Here is a 23,193-nt window from a genome sequence, read left to right on the forward strand (position 1 = left end):
GGCGGGCCTCCGGCTGGCATATCGCATACGGGAAAACCCCGGCCGCGCGAGCGACCGGGGCTACGGAACGTGTGCCGCCGGATCAGTAGCAGACGTTCACCGTCCGCCAGCGGAAGCCAAACGGCGTCAGCACGCGGCGGGTCACGTAGCAGCCGTCATAGCCGCCGCCACCGATCAAGCCGACGCCGAAGCCGGGACCCCAGTGGTGGTGGTGATGATGCGGCCAGAAGAAGCCACCGCCCGCCGAAGCGGAGGTCGGAGCCAGCGCCATGGCGCTGAGGGAAGCGGCGGCAACAAGAGCGAGAGTCACTTTGCGAAGCATGGTCGTTGTCCTTGAGCTGTGCGCGTTCGACGTTTTTGTCTCGGCGCGGGTTTCACGTTTCAGTCTTACCCATCGCCAATCTGTCGCGTGCCTCACAGAGCGGGTTCGAGGAATCCGCGCCGCGTTCGCCGACAATTTTCTGAACGATTATTCAGGTGTGGAAAACATCACACAGGCTTCGAACCGCTATTATTGCAGCGGTTTCAGGCTGCGGCGCTGTGCTCTTCGTTAACCAGCGCCGGCAGCATCCGCGCATCCGCAATGGTGCGCACGATCATCGGTTCGTTGCGTCCGCGAATCTCAACGTCATGCTGCGGCAATGCATCGGCGGAAAGGCCGGCGGTGGCGCGAACTTCGTCTGACACGACGACCTCGCATGCAAGGCTCTTGGTCATGTCCTGCAGCCGCGCCGCGACATTGACGGCGTCGCCGAGTGCGGTGAACACCATGTGGTCGCGATAGCCGATATCGCCGACGATCACTTCGCCGCCATTGATGCCGATGCCGAAACGGATCGGCTCGCGCAGATCATGCGCGAGAAATTTGTTCAACTCGTCGACATTGGCGGCGATCATCGCCGCCGCGCGCAACGCCTGGCGGCAGGCGTCCTGCCGGGAGGTCGAAAGCCCGAACAGCGCCAGCATTCCGTCGCCGACGAACTGGTTCGGCATGCCGCCGCTCTCGAGCACCGCCTGCGACACCGCGCCGAGGAAGCGGTTGACGATGAAGACGGTGTCGAACGGCAGGCGCTTTTCCGCCATCTTGGTCGAGCCGCGCATGTCGACGAACATGTTGACGAGATAGCGCTCCTGGCCGATCCGCGTCGGATTCGAGCCGTGGCCGTCGGCGGCCGTGTGCGGCAGGAACAGCTGAAAGAACGACAGATCGGCGGCCGGCCGCAACTGGCAGGCCAGCCGGATCGACGGATCCGCCGCGCCGACCCGGCCGAGCACGAAGGCCTCGCGCTGCGAGGGCTCAGGCAACCCGCTGCAGTCGCCGATGATGCGGATGCGGCAGGTCGAGCAGCGCGCGCGGCCGCCGCACACGCTGGCATGCGGCACGTTGTTGCGCAGGCTCGCCTCCAGCACGCTGAGGCCCTTGGGCACCCGAACGGTGCGGCCGTTGCCGTAGGACAGGTTGACCATGCCGCGGCGGCGCTCATTGATGGCGCGCGCGCCCTTGGCCAGCAGCGCGACGCCGAGCAATCCGAGATAGAAGATCAGGGCGTATTCGGTGATGCGATCCAGCGTGGCTTGCTGCTCCCGCGTCCCGACCTGGCTCGGCGTCAGGTTTTCCGCCCGCCATTCGCGGCTGTCATTGTCGACGACATTGCGGCCGCCCTGATAGAAGCCGAGCATGGCCAGCGTCGGAATCAGCACCGCCGCCGCCAGCAGGAACGGCGCGGCGCGTTTGAAGAACGCCTTCATCCGGAGCCAGAGATAGAGGCCAATGCAGCCGTGCATCCAGGCGATGGTCATGACCGCGAGCATCAGCCAGATCCGGTACGGCGCCGAGACCCAGTACAGAAACAGCACCTGCGGATACATCTTCTCATGTCCGTACAGCGTCTGGCCGAGCCGCACGCCGATGATGTGGGCGATCACCAGCATCGGCACGCTCAGGCCCAGCACCAGCTGCAGCGGCTCGATCGCCTTCCAGCGGAACTGGCGGCGTTCGTAGAGCGCCCAGATGCCGAGTGCGGTATGCACCAGGCACGCGGTGTAGAACAGGATCGCGACGGGCAGGAATTGCCAGAGCGTGGTGTGGAGATAGAGGCCGCCTGCCAGCGCCTCCATCGAGATATTGCCGAGCGCGTGGTTAAGAAAATGACTGATCAGATAGGCAAACAGGATAAGGCCGCTGACAAGGCGGACCTGACGCAGGCCGATGCCGCGGAGCAAGGTCGTTAGCTGTTCTCGGAATAGGGCGGCCATGCGATCCATAGGGTTTATATCGGCGATAATAGTGTTTTATTCCATCGTTGAATACTATTGTCGTCCCTGCGAACGCAGGGACCCATACTCCGCGGCCTCTCAACGACCCTGTGGCCCACGCGATTTTTCTTACCACGATCGGTGGTTATGGGTCCCTGCGTTCGCAGGGACGACGATGGAGTTTTTTCCGTCGCGGCACGTTGACACTCCGTTGGTAGTCGAAGAGAAAGCGCCGTGACGATAGCCCCGCCCGATATCAGCCTGTCCAAACCGGACCGCTCTGCCGCGCCACCATGGCTTTGGGTTGCTTTGCTGATTGCCGCGCTGACGGCGATGCGGCTGGTCTATGCCGGCGTGCTCGATCTGCGCACCGACGAGGCCTATTACTGGACCTGGTCGAAGGAGAGCGCGCTTTCCTTTCTCGATCATCCGCCCGGCATCGCGTGGCTGATACGGTTCGGCACCGCGATCTTCGGCGACACCCCTCTCGGCGTGCGGTTCGGTGGCATCGTCGCGATGCTGGTCACGCAGCTCCTGCTCGCCGACATCGTCCGGCGCGTGACGCATGATGCGCGTGCCGTCATCCTCGCGGTGCTGTTGCCGGAAGCGGCACTGTATTACGGGCTGTTGATGGCGAAGGTCGCGCCCGACACCGCGATGATCCCCTGCGCGATCGCGATGCTGTGGTCGCTGGTGCGGTTGCACGAGAGCGGCAATCCGCGCTGGTGGCTGGCCGCAGGTCTGTTCGCAGGGCTGGCGCTGCTGTCGAAATTCACCGCGATCATGCTGCTGCCGGCGGTGATCGCGTTCGTGCTGGTGCCGGACTGGCGGCGGCGCTGGCTGCTCAGCCCCTGGCCGTTTCTGGCGGCGCTGATTGCGGCGATCGTGTTTCTGCCGGTGCTGATCTGGAATGCAGAACACGACTGGGCGTCGTTCCGCTTCCAGTTCGTGCGCGCGGTCGCGACCCATCCCTTGTCGTTCCGCACCGTCGGCGAATTCGTCGGGCTTCAATTTGGCCTCGTCGGTTTCGTGCTGCTGCCGGTGGTGCTGTCCGGCGTGACGCTGACCGCCTGGCGCGGCTATCGCAGCCGCGAGCCGGTCGCGATCCTGTTGTCGACCGCGGTGCTGGTGCCGTTTCTCTATTTCCTCTGGAAGTCGCTGACGCTCCGCGTCGGCGACACCTGGCCGATGTTCCTGTGGCCTGCCGGTTTCGCTGCGACCGCCATCAATCTCGTGATGTTGTCGCGCGAAGGCTGGCCGGACTGGATCGTGAAATCGACATTCTGGTGGGCGAGGGTGGCCGTGATCTCCGGAATCGCCTTCGTGGTCAGCGTGTTCTTCTATTACGTCGCCGCGCCCTGGAATTTGATCGGCAGGACCGATCCCGTCGGCGGCGAGACCGGCTATGAACAGGTCGCGGCGCGCGCACGCGAGCAGTTGCAGGCGACCGGCGCGACCTGGATCGCGACGTCGGATTATCGCACCTATGCGATGCTGCGCTGGCACTTCAACGGGCAGGTCCCGGTGATCCAGGTCAATGAACGCGGCCGGTTCCAGGGGTTCGGCGATCCCGGCATGAAGGCGATCAAGGATCATCCCGGCCTCTATGTCGCGCGCGAGCCGGACCATCGCCTGCCGCTGTGGGATCTCACCACCGCGAAGCGGCAACCGCTGGCGCGGGTCGAGCGCGTCTGGCGCGGCGTGGTGATGGATACCTACGCGTTGGAAAAATTGACGGGCTGGACGCCGGAGCTGTCGCCACCGGCAGAGTCGCCGCTGTTCCGTTGGCGCGTGCTGGCGGGAGTTGTCGGGCTCAACGCCGCGGCTTCCTAGCCCGTGAGCCGCTGCGATAAAACAGGTCGTCATCCCCCGCGAAGGCGGGGGATCCAGTACGCCGCGGCCTCTCGGCTCAATCACTGCTGCCTCTGGAATACTGGGTCACCCGCCTTCGCGGGTGACGACGACTGGGTGTGACGTCGCGATCTCGCGACATGATACGCCCGAGGTTTGCAATCAACTTCCTGCCCTCCAAATTGAGGGCGCAGGGAAGACCGGGTGCTTGCTGCACCCGCGGTCTCGCGTGCGATTTGCGCAAACAAAACGGCACACGAGCATACAGGGCAGCTGGAGCATTCCGGCCTTCCCTGCGCAATGGCTTTACGGCTTACTTCGTGCTCTTCCCGGAGAACGGCTCTTTTGCCTCCGTCGCCTGCGCTTCTTATCGCACGCTTAACGCCAGCACCGCGGCGCCCGAACCACACGACTTCGCCGTACGCTCGAGCCACACACGTCAGTCGCAGCTCTTGCGTCCATCGCATCTCACCGCGCGTTCGTGACGATGGCCAACGCCCCTCATCCGCCGTGAGACAAGCGGAGTTATGCCGATGATTTGGTCGAGAACGAAAGCGGAATATTTTTGATCGCTGGGCTTGACACTATTTCGGGAAATCAGAAGTGATTTGCTCCAATTGGTCGCAGGCATTGCTTTCACAGCGTCATTGCGAGCGCAGCGAAGCAATCCATAGCGCGGCTTGCGGAGACGTGGATTGCTTCGCTTCGCTCGCAATGACGGCGAGAGCAGGTCCGTAGGGTGGGCAAAGCGATAGCGTGCCCACCATCAAGAAGGGTGGTCGGCGACAGATGGTGGACACGGCGCAGGTACGTCTTTGCCCCCTGCAACGGAATTGCGATCTTTGGCATAAACCTTCGTATAGCTGTCGCATCCGTTTGTATCTGCGACACTTACTTACGGACAATTGAGCGCTGGTGTCGCCTGCTTTAGCGTCACTGCAATCGGTTCGGCCGTCGCGGCAAAATTTTACGGCCAGAGCGATTGGGTACGGCAGCAATATTTGAGCTGTCTATGGCGACGATTCCTGCTTTCTTTTGCGTGTTGACTGTGAATGCGACCTGAGATGCCGCCGGCGGGTTCGCCGTGCCGCGCATCCCGACAGTAACCTGAAGTGACGTCTTCGTTTCCTCGGCTATCCAATTTTGGAGTCATTGCCTGCATGTCATCCTCCCTCGGCAAGATCGCGCTCCTGATCGATGGCGCCAATCTCTACTCGACCAGTAAAGCGCTTGGGTTCGATATCGATTACAGGCGGTTGCTCAAGGAATTCCAGAGCAGAGGCACGCTGCTGCGTGCGCTCTATTACACCGCGGTCATCGAGGATCAGGAATACTCGTCGATCCGGCCCTTGATCGACTGGCTCGACTACAATGGCTACACCGTGGTCACCAAGGCGACCAAGGAGTTCATCGACGCCAGCGGCCGCCGCAAGGTGCGGGGCAACATGGATATCGAACTCGCGGTCGATGCCCTGGAGCTCGCCGAACACGTCGACCAGATCGTGCTATTCTCGGGTGATGGCGATTTCCGCCCCCTGGTCGAGGCGTTGCAGCGTCGTGGGGTCCGGGTGACCGTCGTTTCGACGATTTCGATTCAGCCGCCGATGATTGCCGACGAATTGCGGCGCCAAGCCGACGTCTTCACCGATCTGGTGGAGTTGAAAACCAAGGTTGGCCGCGATCCGTCCGAGCGGCCACCGCCGCGCGAACTGCGTCAGCACATGCCGGTGTTCTTGCAGCGCGACACCGTTGTGTGATCCCGGATCTTCAGCGAATTGATAGCGTACCCGCTATCAAGACCTGAATCATTTGCAGCTTCTGGCCTTTGGCCTCATAGGCCGCGATGATTGCATCCATGAGCCTGTTCCAGACGCCGGCTTTCCGCCGGCGGTTGAAGCGATTGTAGACCGTCGTGTAAGGCCCATATCTCTCGGGCAAATCTGCCCAAGGCGAACCTGACCTTAGCTGATAGAAAATACCGTTACGCCCCGCGCGTTGTTCGGCAAAAGCGGCTTGATCACATTCCACTCAAACTCAGTCAGGTCATAACGTCCGTGGGCCATCATCAACTCCTTTCGGAGTTTGAATCAGTTTTCAGCCGATTTGCCTGTCGCTTATGAACATGCGACCTGGAGTAGCTGCTCTGCTGCCCGCAACAGCCACAGCTGAACCGCGTGACTACGGTATCGGAAGATTGTATGCTTGTCGCATGGGACTACTGATCTTCAGCACCAACGTCACCTTAGACGGCTGTGTCGACCACCAAGAAGGAATCGCCGACAACGAGACACACGCCTTCTTCGCTCGCCTCATGGACGAGAGCGGGGCGATGCTGTGGGGCCGCGTCACCTACGAGATGATGGAGAGCTACTGGCCAGCGGTCGCCCGCGGCGAAGCGGAGGTACCGCTGCCGATGCGCAAGTGGGCGGTTAAGCTGGATGCCAAGCCGAAGTACGTGGTGTCGTCAACGCGAAACGACTTCCCCTGGAACAATAGCCACCACATCGCCGGTGATCTTCGAACAGGCGTGCAGAATCTCAAGGGTGCGACCCCGGCGGGCGTGCTCCTCGGTAGCGGCAAGCTAGCGGCTGAGCTGGATCGGCTGGATTTGATCGACGAGTACAAGTTCCTCGTTCACCCCAGGATCGTCGGCCACGGCCCCACTCTGTACGAGAGCGGCTTGCCGAGCACGCGACAGCTCGAATTGGTTTCGGCGAAGCCGCTCCGCAACGGCGTTGTTGCTATGCACTACCGACGCTCTTTGACGAAAGTCGCAAGGCAGGAATAGCTCATAGCCGGATTTTCACAACCGAAGGCGGTGCTAACGCCACTCGTGTTTCAGGCCCGCATCAAATCGCCTGTTCGCCTCGGCGACAAGGAGCTCACGCTCGCGGGCATCATTCGCCAACATGGAATGTAACCATGAGTCGGTTTGTTTGAATTTATGATCAATCTCGGCGATGCGTCGCATGATAGCTTCACGCGAGATCGGAGTCAGCTTCCCGAACATGCACGTTCACCTCGCTTCTAACATCGCCGCGCCAGAATGATCGGGCAGCGGATGGATGCCTTCAACGGACAAGTCCATTGCAGAGAGCAAAGTTCCTAATTTGAACAATGATTCAACGAACGTCGGCGCTTGGTGCGGTTAGTTCACTTCTTCCGAGCCCTGATGCTGATTACATAGATCGTCGTTCGTCGGTTACCTCAAGGCTCCATTCCGCGCCATGTCGGGAAAATGCAGCATAAAACACAGGGTTCCTGAGCAGCTTCAAGACGTCGGAGCTTGATCGCCAGGCCTTTCAATGCGTGGACAGCTTGTCGCGCCCTCCGGCGGTGCCGAGCTCTAGCCCGTTGGCATCTGTCCAGGTAACGCACTTCCCTGTTCTGTCCGCTATCGCTTGCGCAACGCGCATTGCTTCCTCCTCGTCCTCAAGAACGAAGCTGATCCTTCCGGGCGAGATTACGGCCATTCGTCGTATTGAAGGGCGTGTCATGGGCTACTTAATCCGGTGACCGAAGACCCGGGGACACAAGCCACTCCCGCACATGGGATGCGGTTTCAATTTGTCGCGCTCTGCGGAGTAACTCATCCCGCGCAAAACCTGGTGGCGTGCCGCGGGCTTCCTTCCGAAGCCGCTCCGCCTGTTCAGACAGGTTCTCGTCCAACGGATCTATTTGATTGAAACGCTGCCGCTCCATGGCGCTGCTCCGTTCCGTTAGAGGAAGGCGGGAGCGCAACCGAGCGTTCTCAATCACCGATATAAGCCACGGACCGGGCGGTGATGGCGACGAGTGTGCGCCCGGGAACTTCAAAGGGCGAGTCATTTATTGGTGTGGTCCCGAGCAGCGACGAGCGCGTATTAGCGGTCGAGGGCCTCAGGCGCTTACTGGGCCAGACTACAACGCGCCTGCGTGCAGCCTCACTTCAGCACGGCCTCGAGTAGCTGCTGTGGCTGATAGGGCTTCATCAGAAAGCGGGTGTCTTGCGGGATGTATGGCGGCCCCTGGCCAGAGATCATCACGACGTTGAGGCCCGGGAATCGGCGCTTGGCATACTGCGCAAGTTCCACGCCAGACATCTCTCCACCAAGCTCCACATCGGTCACGAGGGCCCGGAGTTCTGCGCCGGTCGAAGCCAGCACCAGTTCCGCGACCTCTCCATTGGCACACTCCACCACCTCAAGTCCCTCGCTTCTCAGGAGATCGGCAAGGCACTCCCGCTGGAGCGGATCATCGTCCACAATGAGGGCTACGAAGTTCGACATCATTGCCTCCAGAAAGAATAGTAAATCCCGGAATTCGCAATGGTTGCATCGTTCGCGGTTGCCCCTAGAGTATAGGGGCGCCTTTGCCCACCCTGCGAGCCCTCAACGCCTCCCGCGACGCGGCCTCAGGCCCCCGCCACGAGCATCAGCCCCCCGCCGATCAGGCTGACGCCGATCCAGCCGCGAAGCGGCACCTTCTCGCCGAGGAAGAGCCAGGCGGCAGCCATCAGGAAGACCGGCGCGAGTCCCTCGAACGCGTAGAGCTGACTGAGCTCATATTTGCTCAGGAGATCCAGCCACAGGAAGAACCACAGGCTGAACAAAGCGATGCCGGCGAACAGCCACGAGCCGGTCTGAACCCGTGATCGCCCTTGCCCGTCGATGCCGGCCATCGCATGCTTGAGCAGGAGGTTTCCGGCAACCACGAGGACCTGGCAGAACAGGCAGAGGAAAAGCGTGAAGGTAGTCATAGGCGTTCATCCGCAACTGCCGACGGCGCCGCCGCAAGGAAGACACCGACGAAGACCAACAGGATTCCGAGCGCGCGGCCCGAGCTGATCTGCTCGTGCAGGAACAGCCAGGCCGAGACCGGCACCATCAACTGAACGATGCTCTGCACCGCGAAGGCGATACCCACGGGGATCGTCTTGAGAGCTTCGAGCCACGCGACGAAGTTCAGGACGTAGAAGACGATGCCGATCCAGGTAGCCCAATGCGTCATGGGCGAGTCCGGTTGGGCGGTCGCGCCGATCTTCAGGAGAATCTCGCCAGCCGCGAGTAGGCCGGCGCATGCGCCGAGCTTGATGTAGGCCTTTGCGCTGGCCGAGAGCTTCAGGCTAAAGCCCGGAAGGGTCAGGTCAGAGGTCAGCATAGTTCGAAAACTCCGCAAGGGTTTTGTCGTGGCGCGTCGGATCGAGCCATCGAACGATGTACTTCATGACGAAATTTCCGATCGCGGACCGGTGCCGGACGTAGAGGTCGAGCGGCACGAGTTCCTGCTTGAGGTGCAGCTTCGGGTCGTAGCAAAGGCCGGTGCTCGCATAGGCCTTCAGGCCATTGCCGAGCGCCCAGTTCACGATGTCACGAAATGTATAGTGGTAGAGGCCGGCGCTGACGCTCGATTGATAGTCGATGCCGATATATTCGTCGCAGATGGTGTCGCCGTCGATCGTGCAAATGCTGAAGGCGACCGGACGACCGTTCTGCCGCCACACGAAATAGCGAACCTTGTCGGGCATCGCGCGGCCGAGCTGCACGAGAAACTCGGGCGTGAGCTTCTCGAAGTGCATCGAGGATTTTTCATAGATCTGCAGATAGAGTGGATAGAGCTCGTCGACCTCGGCTTCGATGTTGGTCGAGACGGTCAGCTCGATCGGATCGGCAGCGTCGATCGCCTTGAACTTGCGGCGCAGGTTCTTCCTGGTGGCGGAGCCGAGCTTGTTCGACAAATATTCGTCGAATGAATCGAAGTCGAAATTCAGCCGCGTCATCGGCATGCTCGGAACACGGGCAAAGCCGTCGGCCTGCAGGCGATCGAGCACCGCGCGATGGGAGGCGCGAAATTCCTTGAAGACGATCAGGCCCGCGCCGAGCTTGTAGGCCTCTTCGACCAGCGCGTCTTTCAGCACCGGGATGCACTGCATCTGCCACGTCACGTCGCCGTCGAGCACGCCTTCGCCAGCAACGCATCCCACCATCAGCACCCGCGTGCGCAGGAAACCCGGCCACGCGCGGCGAACGGTGTCGATCCAGGATTTCACGCTCGCACTGACGCCCTCGGCCATGTCGATTGACGTGACGAAAAACGGCTGCACGGTGCCGGCCTGGCTGAGCTGATCCGTGATCATCAGATAGCGGTGCGTGATCTCGGGATGCATCGTATCTTCGACGATGTCGTAGTAGCGATAATCCTTGCGCTTGCCGGCAAAGGCCTGCTTCCACAGCGGCGACAAGCGGATTTCCTTGCCTCGCGCCACGAAGGCGCGCAGCGCGGACCCGACAGTTGCTGTGGGCGCCTGTGCCGATGGCGGCACTGCGATCGTTGCGGTGATTGCGTTCATTGCGTCCCACTTGTTGAGTTCGAGAAACTGCGTTGCGTTCGATGCAGGCAGAGTATCGAAGTCGGTCGCGGTGCAATGTGATGACCCTCACGCGCACTCGTGCCACACTGCCCGGCAATTAAATCGGCATCTGTCGCCACGCGTGACCGCATGCGGAGTCGTAGGGTGGGCAAAGCGAAGCGTGCCCACCATCAAGAGGTGCGTTCGGCGAAGAATGGTGGGCACGGCGCATGTGCGCCTTTGCCTACCCTACGAGAGCTATGCGCCCAAGGAATCCGGCGAGCTAGCCGTCGATGAACCGCATCTGGCCCCAAGCAGTCATTGTTCGCGACGGATTAGAAGGATATCCTAAAGCCGGTGCGCTCGAGGGCCCGCTGGGTTTGCTGTCTGGTAGACAGGTCTGCGAATGGCTCTGCTACACGGCGGGGCTGGAGCGCATAAATGCCTTATCGATGCTCCGTGTTCGCCGGTGGGCGGAACGAGTAAGAGGAGGGTATCCATGCATCAGAGTCCTATTATCAAAACCGCCACGACGCTGATTGCTGCGGTCGCAGCAGGCATCTTGGGCGGCCAGATCGTGTGTGCGCAGCAGCAACAACCGATAAAGCGTATGGACTTGCTCAAGACGCCTCTGAGCGACCTCGATGGTAAGGAGATGCAAGTTTGGGTCGCGGACATTCCGCCAGGCGCGGCGACCGGACCGCACTTTCATCCGACTCCAAGGTTCGTCTACGTCCTCGAGGGCTCTCTTGTTTTGGAGCTGGATGGGAAGCCGCCACGGACGTATTCGGCGGGCCAGGCGTATGTGGAGTTGCCTGGCGAGCGTCACAACTTGAGGAATGCGAGTGCCACCGAGTCGGCCAAGGGGCTAGGCTTCCAATATGTCGGCAAGGATCAGCCACTTCAGATCAACGCCCCTTGACATCGCACTCTGGAGCTAGGCGGCCGCGATGAGGGAAGTGCCACCACTTCAGGTTATGGCGGCACTTTTCAAACCTGCTGTGATGGCCCGCGGATGTCTGCTTACGAAGGGTCGCACGGACATTCCTGTCACGAGGGCCGACTTCCTGAACGGACATCAAAGGTGCTCCGACGCTAACACCACTCGCTGTAATTTACGGGTCGAGCTAAGGGCAGCCTGCGCAGGTCGGTCGACATTTTATGGCCGCGTTTGGCCGCGGTTATATCGTGCAACCGCGTTATCATCAGCTGTTTTAACAAAGTCGGGCCACCGCCAAATGCAGAATTGACGACCGATGAAGAACGATAACGGCAACGTCGTAGCCAACGTTAGGAGGATCGAAATTCGCTTGCTGAGCCCGAACCACGTCATTAGGTGAGGAACCAGGAAAAGGACGGACGGAGCAAAGATCGACAACGCGACAACGAAGATCATATTTCTTATCCATTGCTCCTCATGCGACCATCGAGTGGTGTATCTATAGTCGATCCACCAAAGGCGAGGATATTCGGGCGGCAGAAATACAGATCCTCCAAGTCGCTCCACCGCTGCGTCGTCACCCTTTCTTATCGCGTTGGGGAATATCTCACCTGCTATTCCGCGAGTGTTGAGAATAGCGAAAAGGATCGCTATCGGGATCGATGCGGCCAGACTGAAGTGCGGTTCAAAATCAAGTCCCCACAACAGTTTGAAGATGACCAAAACCGCGAACAGAAAGATAGATAGAAATATCGCGCCGAACGCGCATAGTGCGCGTCGTTCGTCGACGGACCATGTTGGAATTGAGAGTATCCGAAGCCACCACCATTTTGACCATTGCGAAGACATACCCAAGCGTCTCCATCCCATAAAAAGAAATACGTGTTGGCCGTTGCAATTAATCGGTGTTCAAGTGTCGCGTAGCACGGTTAAGTTGATATCTGATGAATATGTTCGTGCCGATTTCCGACCTGAGCCTCCTCTCCGAACCAAAACCGACGTTCGCCAACGCCTCTGGTTTTGAGCCCTCGCCCCTGGCTTTCGATAGTCATTGACGCGCGTGAACCGAGGAGGCCTGCGGGTGTACAACAGGGGTTGGCGGCAGCTTGGCGGCTTCCGTCGCCCTGAAGAGGGTTTGGAACAAGAAAATCATAAGACGGTTTGGAACATAAACCATCATGGTGGGTTGAAACAGATTCCCTAAAATCAAGGGAGAACGACCATGAAACTTGCGACATTAGCATTGGCTTCGGTGTTCGCACTCTCAAGCACGTTCGCACTTGCAGCGACACGTCATCATTACACAAGTCATCACAAGTACACGTCGAGCCACAAGTACAGGACGAGCGCCAGGCCCTACCAAGGTACGGTCGGCATGGGCGGCGGCAGCTACGGTCAGTACTACGGCAACCCGAACAACAGAGGCGGCTTGGTTGGCGGCGCGGACCCCGGTACCTACAGGCCCTAAGAGTAAGCGCCGCGTTTCTGCGGGGCCTTGAGCAGTCTTCGACCGGAGTAGCGCGGCGGCGCTAACGCCGCAGGTTAACGCTCACGGCTCGTCGTCGCGCTTGCGCAGCAGATCCTTGGCGAGATCGCCGAGCGCCGGGCGCGGCAGCGCCGTGAACGGCAGGGGGCGCGTCACGTCGATCGCGGCTAACCCGAGCCGCGCGGTGAGCAGTCCGTTCAGCACGCCTTCGCCGAGCCGCTGCGAGAGTTTTGCCGCGATGCCGTGGCCGAGCATCTGCTGCACCAGGCTGTCGCCGACCGCCATGCCGCCGGTGATGGCGAGATGGCCGATGACGTGACGCAGCAGGCTGAACATGCCGAGCGTGCCCGGCCGGCCGCCATAGAGCCGCGCCAGTTGCCGGATCAGCCGCATCGCGGCGACGAACACGAACAGCACGTCGATCAGGGCGCGGGGGCTCACCGCGGTGACGACCGAGACGCGCTGTGCCGCGGCTGAAACCAGCCGGCGTGCCTCTTCATCGAGCGGTGCCAACAATTCGCGCTCGGCGAGCTTGATCATGTCGGCGCCGTCGATGATGTCGTCGGCATGGCTCACCAGCGCGGCGCGGGCGCGCGCCAGTTGCGGATTTTGATGCGCGAGCTTGAGCAGGTCGTTGACGATGGCGCGGCTTTCGGCGCGGTCGTCGCTGCGCAGCACTTCGATCGCGCGCTGATGCAGTTTTTCGATGGCCGCCAGCCGCGCCAGTCCGAAGGCTTCGCGTCCGATGACGACCGCCAGCGCCAGCGCCGCGGCGGCGGCGAACGCCAGCGCGACGTAGCCGAGCGTCTGGCTGCGCGCGAACAGATCCTCGATCAGGTTGACGACGCCGAGGCCTGAGGCCAGCAGCACGAGGCCACCGGCGGCGGACCAGAACAGCGTGCCCCAGCGGAAGCCGCGGCGCGCTAGAACGCGCGGCGCCGCGATCGGCACCGGCAACAGCGCAGGATCAGCTTCGGGCGTAATCTGCACGGTGCCGCGGGAAGGGCGTCCGGTTTCATCCGGGCCCATCACGACCACGCCGGGATCGTCGAGCTTGAACGTGGCCGGCCGCCGATGCGGCGTTTTCTCGCTCATTGCAGTCGGTCTCCGATCAGGAACTGGAGCGCCCGGTCGAGGCGGATGTGAGGCAGTGCGGGCTCGCCGTCGGACGCGCGTTCCAGCAGCGGCGGCCGGAAGCGCAGGAAACGGAAATCGGCCTGCTCGGAAGCGGTGCTGGAAAGGCCGCGAAAGCCGCCGTTGAACAGTTCTTCAGGGTCCGCGGGCAGGTCGCCCGGAAAGGTCGCGACTTCGGTCTCGCCATCGAAGGCCTCGCCATTCGCGGTCTCACCGGGCGCGGGCGTGCCGATGATGGACGGCAGTTTCTCCCGGCCGCGCGCGACCTGCGCCTCGCGCGTGGCGCGCACCGCCGACAGCGCGACCACGTCGATGGCGGCACCGGCATATTCGGCATGGTCGGCGGCCTTGGCGACCGCCCGCCGCAGCACGGCTTCCAGCCGGTCATGGCTCTGGTGGTGCAGATGATCGGCCTTGGTGGCGGCGAACAGAATGCGATCGATCCGGGGACGAAACAGGCTGCTCAGGATCGTGCTGCGGCCGATGCGGAAGCAATCGAGAATGCCCGTCAGCGCGGCTTCGAGATCGTGCAGCGCTTCCGGCCCGGCATTGAACGCCGCGAGCGCATCGACCAGCACGATCTGCCGGTCGAGCCGGGCAAAATGATCGCGAAAGAACGGACGCACCACGACGTCCTTGTAGGCCTCGTAGCGCCGCCGCATCATCGCCCATAGCGAACCGTCGGGCGCGCTGCCGTCGGCAGCCACTTCGAGCGGTGCAAAGGTCAGCGCCGGCGAGCCGGCGAGATTGCCCGGCATCAGGAAACGCCCGGGCGGCAAAAGGCTCATCGCAAAACGTTCGTCGCGGCAGGCGCGCAAATAGTCGGTGAACAATTTCGCCGCGGTAAGCGCCTGCTGTTCGTTCTCGCGGCCCTCGGGATCAAGCGTCTTCAGATGTTCATGCCAGGGCGCGGCGAGCTTTGCGCGCGGGCCCTCGCGGGACAGCACAAGACTTTCCGCCGACCATTGCTCAAAACTCTTGTTGAGCAGCGGCAGGTCCAGCAGCCATTCGCCGGGGTAATCGACGATGTCGATGGTGAGTGTGCGGTCGGCGCCGTTCTGGCGCTGGTAGTCGATGACGAGGCGCAGTTCGCTGATGTCGACGGTGGAGCTTGGCCACCGCCGCTCCTCGATCAGGGTGCGGACGTGGTTCTCATAATCGAAGCGCGGCACGGCGTCGTCCGGCTGCGGCTCCAGCCGGGCGCGGGCGATCCGGCCGGTGGCATAGGGCTCGAATATTGGAAACCTTCCGCCGCGGGTCAGGCCGTGGATCAGCGCCGTGATGAACACGGTCTTGCCGGCGCGCGACAGGCCGGTGACGCCGAGCCGCACGGTCGGATGGAAGAAGCTGTCGCCGTAGTCGAGAAGGGCTCGTGCCGACAGGCGCGCTTCCTCGACGATGTCTGAAAAACTGGGGGCCATGCGGGCGTGAAGGCTCGATAGAAGCGTTGGTGGGCGATGACAGGAAAGTGGCGACTGGCGGAACAAAATCAAGCGTCCGTGATCGGCTGGCCACGGGCTTCCCCGGAGATATACGGTCAGCGGCAGCACGAAAATGCCACGGCGATGGCGTTGAAGGGGTGCGTTGACCCCGGAAGGCCCAAGTCCCTTAATCAGCCTCCTGTCGCTCCCTCACCAGATCAGGTGGACCTGCATGACCATCTTCAGACTGAAACAACTCGCCTCGACATCTTTCCATGCGGCGGCCGGCGCCATGCAGTGGAACTATGATCGCGCCGAGCTGATTGCCGATGGCGTCGTGCATGTCACAGGCGTCTGTCTGGGGCTCGTCGCGGCCACCGCGCTGATCGTGTTGACCGCGATCTATGGCAGCGCGTTCGAAATCGCCGTGGTATCGGTCTACGTCGCGGGCCTGCTCGCGATGCTGACATTTTCGGCGATCTATAATCTCTGGCCGGTGTCGCGCGCCAAATGGGTGCTGCGCCGCTTCGATCATTCCGCGATCTACCTGCTGATCGCCGCCACCTATACCCCGTTCATCATGGCGCTGAGGGAGAGCTATCTCGCGATTGCGCTGCTGATCGGGGTGTGGTGCGTCGCGATCGCCGGTGTCGTGCTGAAGCTGGCGCTGCCGGGGCGATACGATCGCTTGGCCGTGGGCCTTTATCTGGCGCTGGGCTGGAGCGGCGTGATGCTCGGCGATGCCGTGGTGAAGGCGGTGCCGCCGCTGGCGCTGGGGCTCGTGGTGGCGGGCGGCGTGCTCTATAGTCTGGGCGTGGTCTTCCATGCCTGGCAGCGCTTGCGCTTCCAGAACGCGATCTGGCATGGCTTCGTCTTGCTCGGCGCGGCCTGCCATTATACGGCTATACTCGACCTGATCGTTTTGACGTAAAAAAATTAGAGGGAGAGCGGCCATGCAGGTGACCGGCAAAGTCGTGGTTGTCACCGGTGGCGGCAACGGCATCGGGAAGGCGATGTGCGAGGCCTTTCATCGCGCCGGCGCTGCCAAGGTTGTCGTCGCCGATATCGATCCCGACGGCGCGCGCACCGTCGCCACGCCGATCGGTGGGGCGGCCTTCAAATGCGATGTCGGAAAGGAGAAGGATATCCTTCACGTCATCGAGGAGACTGAACATCAGTTCGGCCCGATCGCGTTGTTCTGCTCCAATGCCGGCATCGGCGGCGGTTTCGATCCACTGTCGGTGAATGCCGGCGGAAGCTCCGACGAACCGTGGCAGCGAAGCTGGGCGGTTCATGTCATGGCGCATGTCTATGCGGCGCGGCATTTGATCCCGCGCATGAAGGCGCGCGGCGGCGGCTATTTCCTCAACACGATTTCCGCGGCTGGCTTGCTGTCGCAGGTCGGCAGCCCGGCCTATTCGACCACCAAGCATGCCGCGGTGGGCTTTGCCGAAAACCTCGCGATCTCGCACAAGGCCGACGACATCAAGGTTTCGATCCTGTGCCCGCAGGGCGTCGATACTAACATGCTGCGCTCGATCCCGAAGGGCCCGCAATCCGGCGACGGCGATCTTTCGCCGGAGCAGGTGGCGCAGGACGTGCTGAAGGGACTGGAAGAGGAGACCTTTGTGATCCTGCCGCACCCGCAGGTGCTGGGCTACATGCGCAAGAAGACCGAGAATTACGACCGCTGGATCTCGGGCATGGCGAAGATCCAGGCGAAGATGCGGGAGAGTTACGGCAAGTGAGCTGAGGGCGCACGAACCTCCCCTCGTCATTGCGAGCGAAGCGAAGCAATCCATCTGTCCTCGCACGCGGAAGCATGGATTGCTTCGTCGCTCCGCTCCTCGCAATGACGGAGGAGGGAGTTTCGCGTCGGATGCGGGAAGCCTACCGGAAATAGCATCGCGAGAACGGCGGCCTTTCGGCCGCCTTTCCCGTTTCCTCTCTCTTACTGGCAGGGATACATCCGGCCGTCATCCAGGCGGGTCATGGTGCCGGGCTGGCAGACGAATCCGTTACGCGTCGCGTAGTCCTGACCGCCATAATAGGCGTAGGGTCCGCCGCCTCCGTAGTACGGGGCCGTGGCTCCATAATACGGGGCCGTAGCGCCATAATAGCCTGCTGCGGCAACGCCCGCGCCCACCACACCGACGCCGACCGCTGCCGCACCGATCGCGGCCCGCCGTCCCTGCCGACGGGCAACGCCCGCGACGCTGACGGGGGTCAGCGGACGGCCGACCCGTGCCTGCGCGCTCTCGACAGATAGCGAGAGACCTTTTTGTTCGGTCCAGTCAAAAGTGAGCATGGTCGCGCACGCAAAGACCGAGACCGCGATGGCAGCTTTTCCCAGACTTACCTGTTTCATGGTTTCCTCTCCCGGGTTGCCCCACGCGCAATTATCGTGCGGGCGTCCATGGCCGACCCTTGCGCTATGTCAAAGCAAATGCCGGGTGCCGCGGGCGGAACGGGTATCCAGCCGTTGATTCAAAAGAGGTTTTATGAAATGGCGGCCTGCCGTTCGGAAAAAAATCCGGTGACGCAGCATTCTCGACAGGGTTGCGAGCGAGAAGGGCGGCCTTGCGGCCGCCTTTCCCGTTTCCTCTCGCTTACTGGCAGTGGTGCATCAGGCCGTCGTCGAGACGGACCATGGTGCCGGGCTGGCAGATGATGCCGTTGCGCGCGGCGTAGTCCTGGCTCCATACGCCCGGGCCGCCGTAATAGGCAGACGGGCTGCTGCCGCCGTAATAGGCGTAGGGGCCGCTTCCGCCGTAGTAGGCGGCGGTCGCTCCGGCTGCGACGGCATCGGCGCCCACGGCGGCCGCACCGGCCGCGGTCCGCCGCGCCTGCCGCCGGGCATCGCCCGGGGTGTAGGGATCACCCATCTGCGCCTGCGCGCGCTCGATGGATAGCGAAGCGCCCTTTTGTTCGCTCCAGTCAAATGAGAGCATGGTCGCGCATGTGAAGACGGAGAGGGCGAGGGCGGCTTTTCCGAAACCTGGTTGCTTCATGATACTCACTCCAGAGTTGCCCCATGCTGAATTCTCGTGCGAGCGTAGAGGGCCGTCAAGTAGTGATGCGCACGGAGCTCGCGTCCCAATTGTCGAGCCTTTGAATCAAAGAGGTTTCATGAGCTGGCGTGGCTGGCCATTCGCGAAAGCTCCAGCGGCGCCGGATGCGCCGCATGCGCTGCTGGCGGATATCGAAAAGCAGGGCAAACAATATCTCGACGAGGTCGATAACGGGAAATGGGTTTATCCGGCCTGCAAGCGGACTGCATCCGATGCCGGCGCCGACAAGGACTCCGTCTGCAACCACACGCGGCTGGAAGCCGTACGCTATCTGCTGGCGGTGCCGCGGGGCGAACTCAGGCTGCTCGCCGAGCCCGACACGCAACCGGTGATACTGGAAGGCTATCTTCGCCAGCTGCCGCACGATGACACGGTGATTGAATTCACCGGCAATACGATGAGCGATCTGGCGATTGCCGTCATCGCCGGATTCAACTGGCTCAATCATTGCGCTAGTCTGGCGGACGCTGACCGCCGAAAATTTTCGGGAACGCTCAGTCATTTCCGCAAGATCGCAGCATCAGCGCAGCAATGGTGGGAGATGGACGGAGCCAAGGAGCGTTACGCCCAAATGCTGCAGGCGCGGCATGAGCCGCCGCTGTTCCTGCATCTGGTCTGGGCGGATTATGGGCGGCTTGCGAACGAGATCGCGGCGGCGCGCGCCGGGCGGCGGGGCTAGCTTTCTGCCCGTAGGGAAGTGGGAGATCCCTCGACGTCATTGCGAGGAGCGAAGCGACGAAGCAATCCATAGTGTGGCAAGCGGAAGCATGGATTGCTTCGCTTCGCTCGCAATGACGTGGATAGAGTCTCGCCTCACCCCTTCTGCGCGTACAGCAGCGGCACCGCGGAATCCACCATCACCTCGATCAGGCTGGTGCCGTCATGCGAAAGCCCTTGCTTGAGCGCGCCCGCGAGTTCGGATGATTTCGTCACCCGCACGGCGTGGCAGCCCATGCCTTCGGCGAGCTTGACGAAATCGATGCCGGGCAGTTCGAGGCCCGGCACGTTGCGCACCTGCATCACCTGGCTGAACGAACGCATCGCGCCGTAGCCGGCGTTGTTGATGACGATCACCGTCAGCGGCAGGTTGCGCCGGGCCGCGGTCCACAGCGCCTGGATCGAATACATCGCCGAGCCGTCGCCGATCAGGCAGACGGTGCGGACATCGGGACGTCCCAGCGCCATCCCGACGGCAGCCGGCAGGCTGTAGCCGAGGCCGCCGCTCGACATGGTGTAAAAGCTGTCCTGGCCGCGCATCGGCATGAATTTTTGCATTGCCGGGCGATGCGAGGGGGCTTCCTCCACCAGCGCCGCATTGGCGGGCATGGCTTCCGACAGCGAGTGCAGCAGGAATTCGACCGGCAGCGGATCGGCGGCTGACGGCGCTGATGGCAGCGTGCGGCCCGTGGGTATCGCGCGCTTTGATTCCGGCAGCAGGTCGAGCAGCATCGAAAGCGCCGGCTTCATGGTGGCGATGATGCTGGCGCCTGACGGCGTCACGGCGGCGGCGTCTGGATCGTCGGTGATCTGGAAGATCGTGGTGGCGCCGTCGAAGATCGCGGCGTGGCCCTCGACATGGAAGGTGAACACCGGCGCGCCGATCACGACCACGAGGTCATGATCGCGCAGCGCGTCCGATAGCTGTCCCGGCGAGGCGTGCAGGAAGCCGGCAAATTGCGGATGCCGTTCGGGGAATGAGCAGCGCGCCGAGAACGGGCTGACCCAGACGGCTGCCTTTGCCTTCTCCGCGACCCGCACCATCAGATCGACGGCGCCGGCACGGTCGACACCGGGCCCGACGACGAGGGCAGGGCGCTTGCTCGCCGTGAGTGCTGTGACCAGCGCCTTCATCGCCTCCGCATCGGGGCCGAGTTCGCGGCTGACCTTGCGGGCTTCGATCGGTTGCGCCGGGCGCGTCCAGTCGTCGATCGGGATCGAGACGAAGGTCGGCCCGCAAGGCGGCTGCATCGCGACGTAATAGGCGCGCGCGATCGCCGCCGGCACGTCCTCGGCGCGCGCCGGCTCGACGCTGTATTTGACATAAGGCCGCGGAAATTCGGAAGCGCGCTCGGCGTAGAGAAAGGCCTGCAGCGGCAGGATCGAACGCGCCTGCTGGCCGGCGGTGATGACGAGCGGCGTCTGGTTGCGATGGGCGGTGTAGATGTTGCCGAGCGCATTGCCGACGCCGGCGCCGGAATGCAGATTGACGAAGCCGGCGTTGCGGGTGGCCTGCGCATAACCGTCTGCCATGCCGACGACGGAGGCTTCCTGCAGGCCGAGCACATAATCGATGTCATCCGGCCAGTCGCTGAGGAACGGCAGTTCGGTCGAGCCGGGATTGCCGAACACGCGCTTGATGCCGAACGCGCGCAACAGGCCGAAGGTGGCTTCTTTTACGGTGAGCGCGGCGCTCGCGGTTTTGGCTGACTTGCGCTGCGACATCGGGCGGCCCCCATTTGACTTTTCTTGCTCCGCCATGGCGCGAAGGCGATCCACCTCTCGATGGATTGCCTCGTGAAGTCAAGCCAATGGCGCGCGGTGGCGCCCGGGGATCAGGCCATCTTCTCCCACAGCCGGGGCACCAGCGCGCCTGCGCGCTTCTCGATAGCCGCCGCAGCATCGAGGGCGAGGTCCTCGCGATAGCGTCCCGCGATCAGCTGCACGCCGATCGGATGGCCTTCGTGCAGCATGACCGGAACGACGGCGCCTGGCAGACCGAGCACATTGATCGCGGAAATGAAACGCAAATCGTTCCAGAACAGTTCGCGTGTGCGCTCCGGGCTGATGGCATCCTCGCGCGGGCCGGGCGTCGGCTTCACCGTCGTCGGCGCGAGCACGACAGGGAACTCCTCGAAGAACAACTGCCAGGCCCGGATATGGGTGTTGCGCGCCGCCGTGGCGCGCATCCAGCCCAACAGGTCGAGCGTGTTTGCCTTCGCCTTGATGCCACCCCACGCGGCATGGAAATCCGGCGAAGTGACTTTCAGCATCGCGGCTTCCTGCAGCATCGCGGTTTCGTTGGCGATGATGTCGCACCAAGTCTGCCAGACGCCGCTGATGTCGGGAACCTCGATTTCGCTGACGCGATAGCCCGAACGTTCGAGATGGTCGGCGGCCTGCCGGAGCGCATCACGGACCGAGGGCGCGACGTCCATGTCATCAGGCAGTTTTGCCAACGCGACCTTGATCGGGCCCTTTGGTTTGGGCCCGGCGAGCGGGGCGGGCACCCACCAGGGATCCCGCGGATCGCGCTGGCTCATGACTTCGAGCGCCATCCGGACGTCGCCGACGCTGCGCGCCAGCGGCCCTTGCGCCGACATCAGATGCGCGAGCATCGGCCGCTCGGCCGCGGCGCTCTCGTTATAGGCCGGGACGCGGCCCTGCGTCGGCTTGATCGTGACGACACCGTTGCAGTGCGCCGGCCAGCGCAGCGAGCCGCCGATGTCGTTGCCGTGCGCGATCGTGCCGATGCCGGCTGCCACCGCGCTGCCGGCGCCGCCCGATGAGCCGCCGCAGGTGATATCAGGATCCCACGGGTTCAGCGTCAGCCCGTGCAGCGGGTTATCCGTAAAGCCGCGGAACGAGAATTCGGGCGTATTGGTCAGGCCGAGCACGATCGCGCCGGCCTTCTTGAGATTGCGGACAACAGGCGCGTCGGAGGGCGCGATGATATTCATCTGCGCGGCCACCCCGTTGGGGTTGGGCCGCCCCTCATAGTCGACGTTTTCCTTGATCGTGATCGGTACGCCGTGCAGCGGGCCGAGCTCGGTCTTTCTTGTTAGGGCCTTGTCCGCGGCTTTGGCCGCCGTGAGTGCGTCCTCCGACAGGTCGACGACGACCGCGTTGAGCCTTGGATTGACGTCGCGCATGCGCGCGATGTGCGCTTCGACAACTTCAACCGAGGAAATCGCCCCGGAGCGGATGGCGGCTGCCGTCTGCAGCGCCGACCATTGCCAAACAGGCCCCTTGGGCGGTCGCGCCTTGGCGGGTTTTTGTGAGACCGCTTTCTTCTGTGTTTTTGCGGTCGTGCGGACCGCGGACTTTTCCGCCGATTTCTTCGTTGATTTCTTGGCTGCCTTCGCGACGCTCTTCTGCTTGTTGACGGTTTTCTTTGCCATTTCTCGCCCCGTTGCTGTGACGGCAACGTTTAAAGACGCTGGGGCGGCGAGTCGAGATGGGCGGGGACTTTTGTGGGATCAGATCGAATCCAGCGCGCCTGATCTTCGGCCAACGTCCTCAATCACGCCTGAATTGTCGGATTGCTTCGCAAGCTTCATCGAGGCGCAATTTCTTGCGGCTTGGCCTTTGGGGAGACGAGCGTGGCCAAGAAAAAGGCAACCTTACCGAAATCAGCCAGGGACGTGGCACCCCGGACAAAGAAAGCAACAGCAACTGGCAAGACTTTGGATCGGGTTCAGATCCGTCTGCCAGAAGGGATGCGAGACAAACTTGTCGAAGCGGCAAATGGGCGCTCGCTCAACGACGAGATCATTCAGCGGCTCACGCAGTCACTTGAGCGCGACGAGATGCAGAAGCTATCCGACCGCCTCAAGGAACAGGGCGACCGCCTTGCGAAGTTCGAGGGAGAGATAGCGTCCATGGTCGAGCAACTCAGGCTGCGCGACGATTAGTGCCCGTGCGGCGGCCGTCGCGGCGGCGCTGTAATTTCAGCAGCGATGCCGCCTCGCTGACATTTTTTCCTCTCC

The 23,193-nt window shown here is 62.4% G+C and carries 22 protein-coding genes and 1 pseudogene; 9 read left to right on the plus strand and 14 right to left on the minus strand.

Features of this window, described 5'->3' with window-relative positions; genetic code table 11:
- Positions 1–82: 82 nt before the first annotated feature.
- Both ACPPVP_RS09090 and ACPPVP_RS09095 read right to left on the minus strand, forming a co-directional pair.
- On the minus strand, positions 83–322 hold the full coding sequence (locus ACPPVP_RS09090; protein ID WP_426533296.1) for a hypothetical protein: 240 nt from the start codon (positions 320–322) through the stop codon (positions 83–85).
- 203 nt (positions 323–525) lie between these two features.
- Positions 526–2,256, minus strand: a complete 1,731-nt coding sequence (locus ACPPVP_RS09095; RefSeq protein ID WP_426533298.1) for an adenylate/guanylate cyclase domain-containing protein — start codon at positions 2,254–2,256, stop codon at positions 526–528.
- Positions 2,257–2,490: 234 nt separating this feature from the next.
- On the opposite strand from ACPPVP_RS09095, the gene ACPPVP_RS09100 reads away from it, so the two are divergent.
- Together ACPPVP_RS09100 and ACPPVP_RS09105 are read left to right on the plus strand one after the other, a co-directional pair.
- A complete protein-coding gene (locus ACPPVP_RS09100; RefSeq protein ID WP_426533300.1) occupies positions 2,491–4,089 on the plus strand; it encodes a glycosyltransferase family 39 protein in 1,599 nt (532 codons plus the stop codon).
- A 1,178-nt stretch (positions 4,090–5,267) separates the two neighbouring features.
- On the plus strand, positions 5,268–5,864 hold the full coding sequence (locus tag ACPPVP_RS09105; RefSeq protein ID WP_426533302.1) for an NYN domain-containing protein: 597 nt from the start codon (positions 5,268–5,270) through the stop codon (positions 5,862–5,864).
- Between the two features lie 73 nt (positions 5,865–5,937).
- Here the strand turns inward: ACPPVP_RS09105 and ACPPVP_RS09110 are convergent.
- A pseudogene (locus tag ACPPVP_RS09110) lies at positions 5,938–6,170 on the minus strand (transposase); the annotation flags it as partial.
- Between the two features lie 146 nt (positions 6,171–6,316).
- Between ACPPVP_RS09110 and ACPPVP_RS09115 the strand changes: the two are divergent.
- The gene (locus ACPPVP_RS09115; protein ID WP_426533304.1) at positions 6,317–6,895 is read left to right on the plus strand and encodes a dihydrofolate reductase family protein; all 579 of its coding nucleotides are present in this window, start codon (positions 6,317–6,319) and stop codon (positions 6,893–6,895) included.
- 33 nt (positions 6,896–6,928) lie between these two features.
- Here ACPPVP_RS09115 and ACPPVP_RS09120 read toward each other — a convergent pair whose 3' ends face one another.
- The 5 genes from ACPPVP_RS09120 to ACPPVP_RS09140 all read right to left on the minus strand — a co-directional run bounded on the left by ACPPVP_RS09120 (position 6,929) and on the right by ACPPVP_RS09140 (position 10,435).
- Positions 6,929–7,117, minus strand: a complete 189-nt coding sequence (locus tag ACPPVP_RS09120; RefSeq protein ID WP_426533306.1) for a hypothetical protein — start codon at positions 7,115–7,117, stop codon at positions 6,929–6,931.
- 913 nt (positions 7,118–8,030) lie between these two features.
- The gene (locus tag ACPPVP_RS09125) at positions 8,031–8,375 is read right to left on the minus strand and encodes a response regulator (protein ID WP_426533308.1); all 345 of its coding nucleotides are present in this window, start codon (positions 8,373–8,375) and stop codon (positions 8,031–8,033) included.
- A 125-nt stretch (positions 8,376–8,500) separates the two neighbouring features.
- Positions 8,501–8,845, minus strand: a complete 345-nt coding sequence (locus ACPPVP_RS09130; protein ID WP_426533310.1) for an EamA family transporter — start codon at positions 8,843–8,845, stop codon at positions 8,501–8,503.
- Positions 8,842–9,246, minus strand: coding sequence for an SMR family transporter (locus tag ACPPVP_RS09135; RefSeq protein ID WP_426533312.1), 405 nt, complete (start codon positions 9,244–9,246; stop codon positions 8,842–8,844). Before ACPPVP_RS09135 ends, ACPPVP_RS09130 begins: the two co-directional genes overlap by 4 nt.
- Positions 9,233–10,435 carry a GNAT family N-acetyltransferase gene (locus tag ACPPVP_RS09140; RefSeq protein WP_426533314.1) on the minus strand — a complete coding sequence of 401 codons (1,203 nt, stop codon included), beginning with the start codon at positions 10,433–10,435 and terminating at the stop codon, positions 9,233–9,235. Before ACPPVP_RS09140 ends, ACPPVP_RS09135 begins: the two co-directional genes overlap by 14 nt.
- 499 nt (positions 10,436–10,934) lie before the next feature.
- Between ACPPVP_RS09140 and ACPPVP_RS09145 the strand changes: the two genes are divergently transcribed.
- Positions 10,935–11,357 carry a cupin domain-containing protein gene (locus ACPPVP_RS09145; RefSeq protein WP_426533316.1) on the plus strand — a complete coding sequence of 141 codons (423 nt, stop codon included), beginning with the start codon at positions 10,935–10,937 and terminating at the stop codon, positions 11,355–11,357.
- 1,240 nt (positions 11,358–12,597) lie between these two features.
- Complete coding sequence (locus ACPPVP_RS09150) at positions 12,598–12,843, plus strand: hypothetical protein (protein ID WP_426533318.1); 246 nt, start codon at positions 12,598–12,600, stop codon at positions 12,841–12,843.
- Between the two features lie 81 nt (positions 12,844–12,924).
- Here the strand turns inward: ACPPVP_RS09150 and ACPPVP_RS09155 are convergent, their stop codons facing one another.
- Both ACPPVP_RS09155 and ACPPVP_RS09160 read right to left on the minus strand, forming a co-directional pair.
- The gene (locus ACPPVP_RS09155; RefSeq protein WP_426533320.1) at positions 12,925–13,956 is read right to left on the minus strand and encodes a YcjF family protein; all 1,032 of its coding nucleotides are present in this window, start codon (positions 13,954–13,956) and stop codon (positions 12,925–12,927) included.
- Positions 13,953–15,416 carry a YcjX family protein gene (locus ACPPVP_RS09160; RefSeq protein ID WP_426533322.1) on the minus strand — a complete coding sequence of 488 codons (1,464 nt, stop codon included), beginning with the start codon at positions 15,414–15,416 and terminating at the stop codon, positions 13,953–13,955. Before ACPPVP_RS09160 ends, ACPPVP_RS09155 begins: the two co-directional genes overlap by 4 nt.
- Positions 15,417–15,648: 232 nt before the next feature.
- On the opposite strand from ACPPVP_RS09160, the gene trhA reads away from it, so the two are divergent.
- Positions 15,649–16,347 carry a PAQR family membrane homeostasis protein TrhA gene (gene trhA, locus ACPPVP_RS09165; protein ID WP_426533324.1) on the plus strand — a complete coding sequence of 233 codons (699 nt, stop codon included), beginning with the start codon at positions 15,649–15,651 and terminating at the stop codon, positions 16,345–16,347.
- A 22-nt stretch (positions 16,348–16,369) separates the two neighbouring features.
- Positions 16,370–17,164, plus strand: a complete 795-nt coding sequence (locus ACPPVP_RS09170; RefSeq protein WP_426533326.1) for an SDR family oxidoreductase — start codon at positions 16,370–16,372, stop codon at positions 17,162–17,164.
- A gap of 203 nt (positions 17,165–17,367) precedes the next feature.
- Here ACPPVP_RS09170 and ACPPVP_RS09175 read toward each other — a convergent pair whose 3' ends face one another.
- Together ACPPVP_RS09175 and ACPPVP_RS09180 are read right to left on the minus strand one after the other, a co-directional pair.
- Positions 17,368–17,784, minus strand: a complete 417-nt coding sequence (locus ACPPVP_RS09175) for a hypothetical protein (RefSeq protein WP_426533328.1) — start codon at positions 17,782–17,784, stop codon at positions 17,368–17,370.
- A 241-nt stretch (positions 17,785–18,025) separates the two neighbouring features.
- Positions 18,026–18,427, minus strand: a complete 402-nt coding sequence (locus ACPPVP_RS09180) for a hypothetical protein (protein ID WP_426533330.1) — start codon at positions 18,425–18,427, stop codon at positions 18,026–18,028.
- Positions 18,428–18,545: 118 nt separating this feature from the next.
- Here ACPPVP_RS09180 and ACPPVP_RS09185 point away from each other — a divergent pair, with 118 nt between their 5' ends.
- Positions 18,546–19,166 (plus strand): hypothetical protein, encoded by a 621-nt coding sequence (locus ACPPVP_RS09185; protein WP_426533332.1) that lies wholly within the window; start codon positions 18,546–18,548, stop codon positions 19,164–19,166.
- A 134-nt stretch (positions 19,167–19,300) separates the two neighbouring features.
- On the opposite strand, the gene mdlC is transcribed toward ACPPVP_RS09185, so the two are convergent.
- Together mdlC and ACPPVP_RS09195 are read right to left on the minus strand one after the other, a co-directional pair.
- Positions 19,301–20,929: a benzoylformate decarboxylase gene (mdlC, locus tag ACPPVP_RS09190; protein WP_426533334.1), complete on the minus strand. Its 1,629-nt coding sequence runs from the start codon at positions 20,927–20,929 to the stop codon at positions 19,301–19,303.
- A gap of 110 nt (positions 20,930–21,039) precedes the next feature.
- A complete protein-coding gene (locus ACPPVP_RS09195; protein ID WP_426533336.1) occupies positions 21,040–22,605 on the minus strand; it encodes an amidase family protein in 1,566 nt (521 codons plus the stop codon).
- 201 nt (positions 22,606–22,806) lie between these two features.
- Between ACPPVP_RS09195 and ACPPVP_RS09200 the strand changes: the two genes are divergently transcribed.
- Positions 22,807–23,118: an Arc family DNA-binding protein gene (locus ACPPVP_RS09200; protein ID WP_426533338.1), complete on the plus strand. Its 312-nt coding sequence runs from the start codon at positions 22,807–22,809 to the stop codon at positions 23,116–23,118.
- Positions 23,119–23,193 lie beyond the last annotated feature (75 nt).

The sequence above is a fragment of the Bradyrhizobium sp. McL0615 genome (assembly GCF_049993905.1).
Lineage (GTDB): Bacteria > Pseudomonadota > Alphaproteobacteria > Rhizobiales > Xanthobacteraceae > Bradyrhizobium.

Coding starts and splice junctions, on each gene's coding strand:
- ACPPVP_RS09090 (WP_426533296.1), bottom strand. CDS start 322: ATGCTTCGCAAAGTGACTCTCGCTCTTGTTGCCGCCGCTTCCCTCAGC.
- ACPPVP_RS09095 (WP_426533298.1), bottom strand. CDS start 2,256: ATGGCCGCCCTATTCCGAGAACAGCTAACGACCTTGCTCCGCGGCATC.
- ACPPVP_RS09105 (WP_426533302.1), top strand. CDS start 5,268: ATGTCATCCTCCCTCGGCAAGATCGCGCTCCTGATCGATGGCGCCAAT.
- ACPPVP_RS09115 (WP_426533304.1), top strand. CDS start 6,317: ATGGGACTACTGATCTTCAGCACCAACGTCACCTTAGACGGCTGTGTC.
- ACPPVP_RS09120 (WP_426533306.1), bottom strand. CDS start 7,117: ATGTTCGGGAAGCTGACTCCGATCTCGCGTGAAGCTATCATGCGACGC.
- ACPPVP_RS09125 (WP_426533308.1), bottom strand. CDS start 8,375: ATGTCGAACTTCGTAGCCCTCATTGTGGACGATGATCCGCTCCAGCGG.
- ACPPVP_RS09130 (WP_426533310.1), bottom strand. CDS start 8,845: ATGACTACCTTCACGCTTTTCCTCTGCCTGTTCTGCCAGGTCCTCGTG.
- ACPPVP_RS09135 (WP_426533312.1), bottom strand. CDS start 9,246: ATGCTGACCTCTGACCTGACCCTTCCGGGCTTTAGCCTGAAGCTCTCG.
- ACPPVP_RS09140 (WP_426533314.1), bottom strand. CDS start 10,435: ATGAACGCAATCACCGCAACGATCGCAGTGCCGCCATCGGCACAGGCG.
- ACPPVP_RS09145 (WP_426533316.1), top strand. CDS start 10,935: ATGCATCAGAGTCCTATTATCAAAACCGCCACGACGCTGATTGCTGCG.
- ACPPVP_RS09150 (WP_426533318.1), top strand. CDS start 12,598: ATGAAACTTGCGACATTAGCATTGGCTTCGGTGTTCGCACTCTCAAGC.
- ACPPVP_RS09155 (WP_426533320.1), bottom strand. CDS start 13,956: ATGAGCGAGAAAACGCCGCATCGGCGGCCGGCCACGTTCAAGCTCGAC.
- ACPPVP_RS09160 (WP_426533322.1), bottom strand. CDS start 15,416: ATGGCCCCCAGTTTTTCAGACATCGTCGAGGAAGCGCGCCTGTCGGCA.
- trhA (WP_426533324.1), top strand. CDS start 15,649: ATGACCATCTTCAGACTGAAACAACTCGCCTCGACATCTTTCCATGCG.
- ACPPVP_RS09170 (WP_426533326.1), top strand. CDS start 16,370: ATGCAGGTGACCGGCAAAGTCGTGGTTGTCACCGGTGGCGGCAACGGC.
- ACPPVP_RS09175 (WP_426533328.1), bottom strand. CDS start 17,784: ATGAAACAGGTAAGTCTGGGAAAAGCTGCCATCGCGGTCTCGGTCTTT.
- ACPPVP_RS09180 (WP_426533330.1), bottom strand. CDS start 18,427: ATGAAGCAACCAGGTTTCGGAAAAGCCGCCCTCGCCCTCTCCGTCTTC.
- ACPPVP_RS09185 (WP_426533332.1), top strand. CDS start 18,546: ATGAGCTGGCGTGGCTGGCCATTCGCGAAAGCTCCAGCGGCGCCGGAT.
- mdlC (WP_426533334.1), bottom strand. CDS start 20,929: ATGTCGCAGCGCAAGTCAGCCAAAACCGCGAGCGCCGCGCTCACCGTA.
- ACPPVP_RS09195 (WP_426533336.1), bottom strand. CDS start 22,605: ATGGCAAAGAAAACCGTCAACAAGCAGAAGAGCGTCGCGAAGGCAGCC.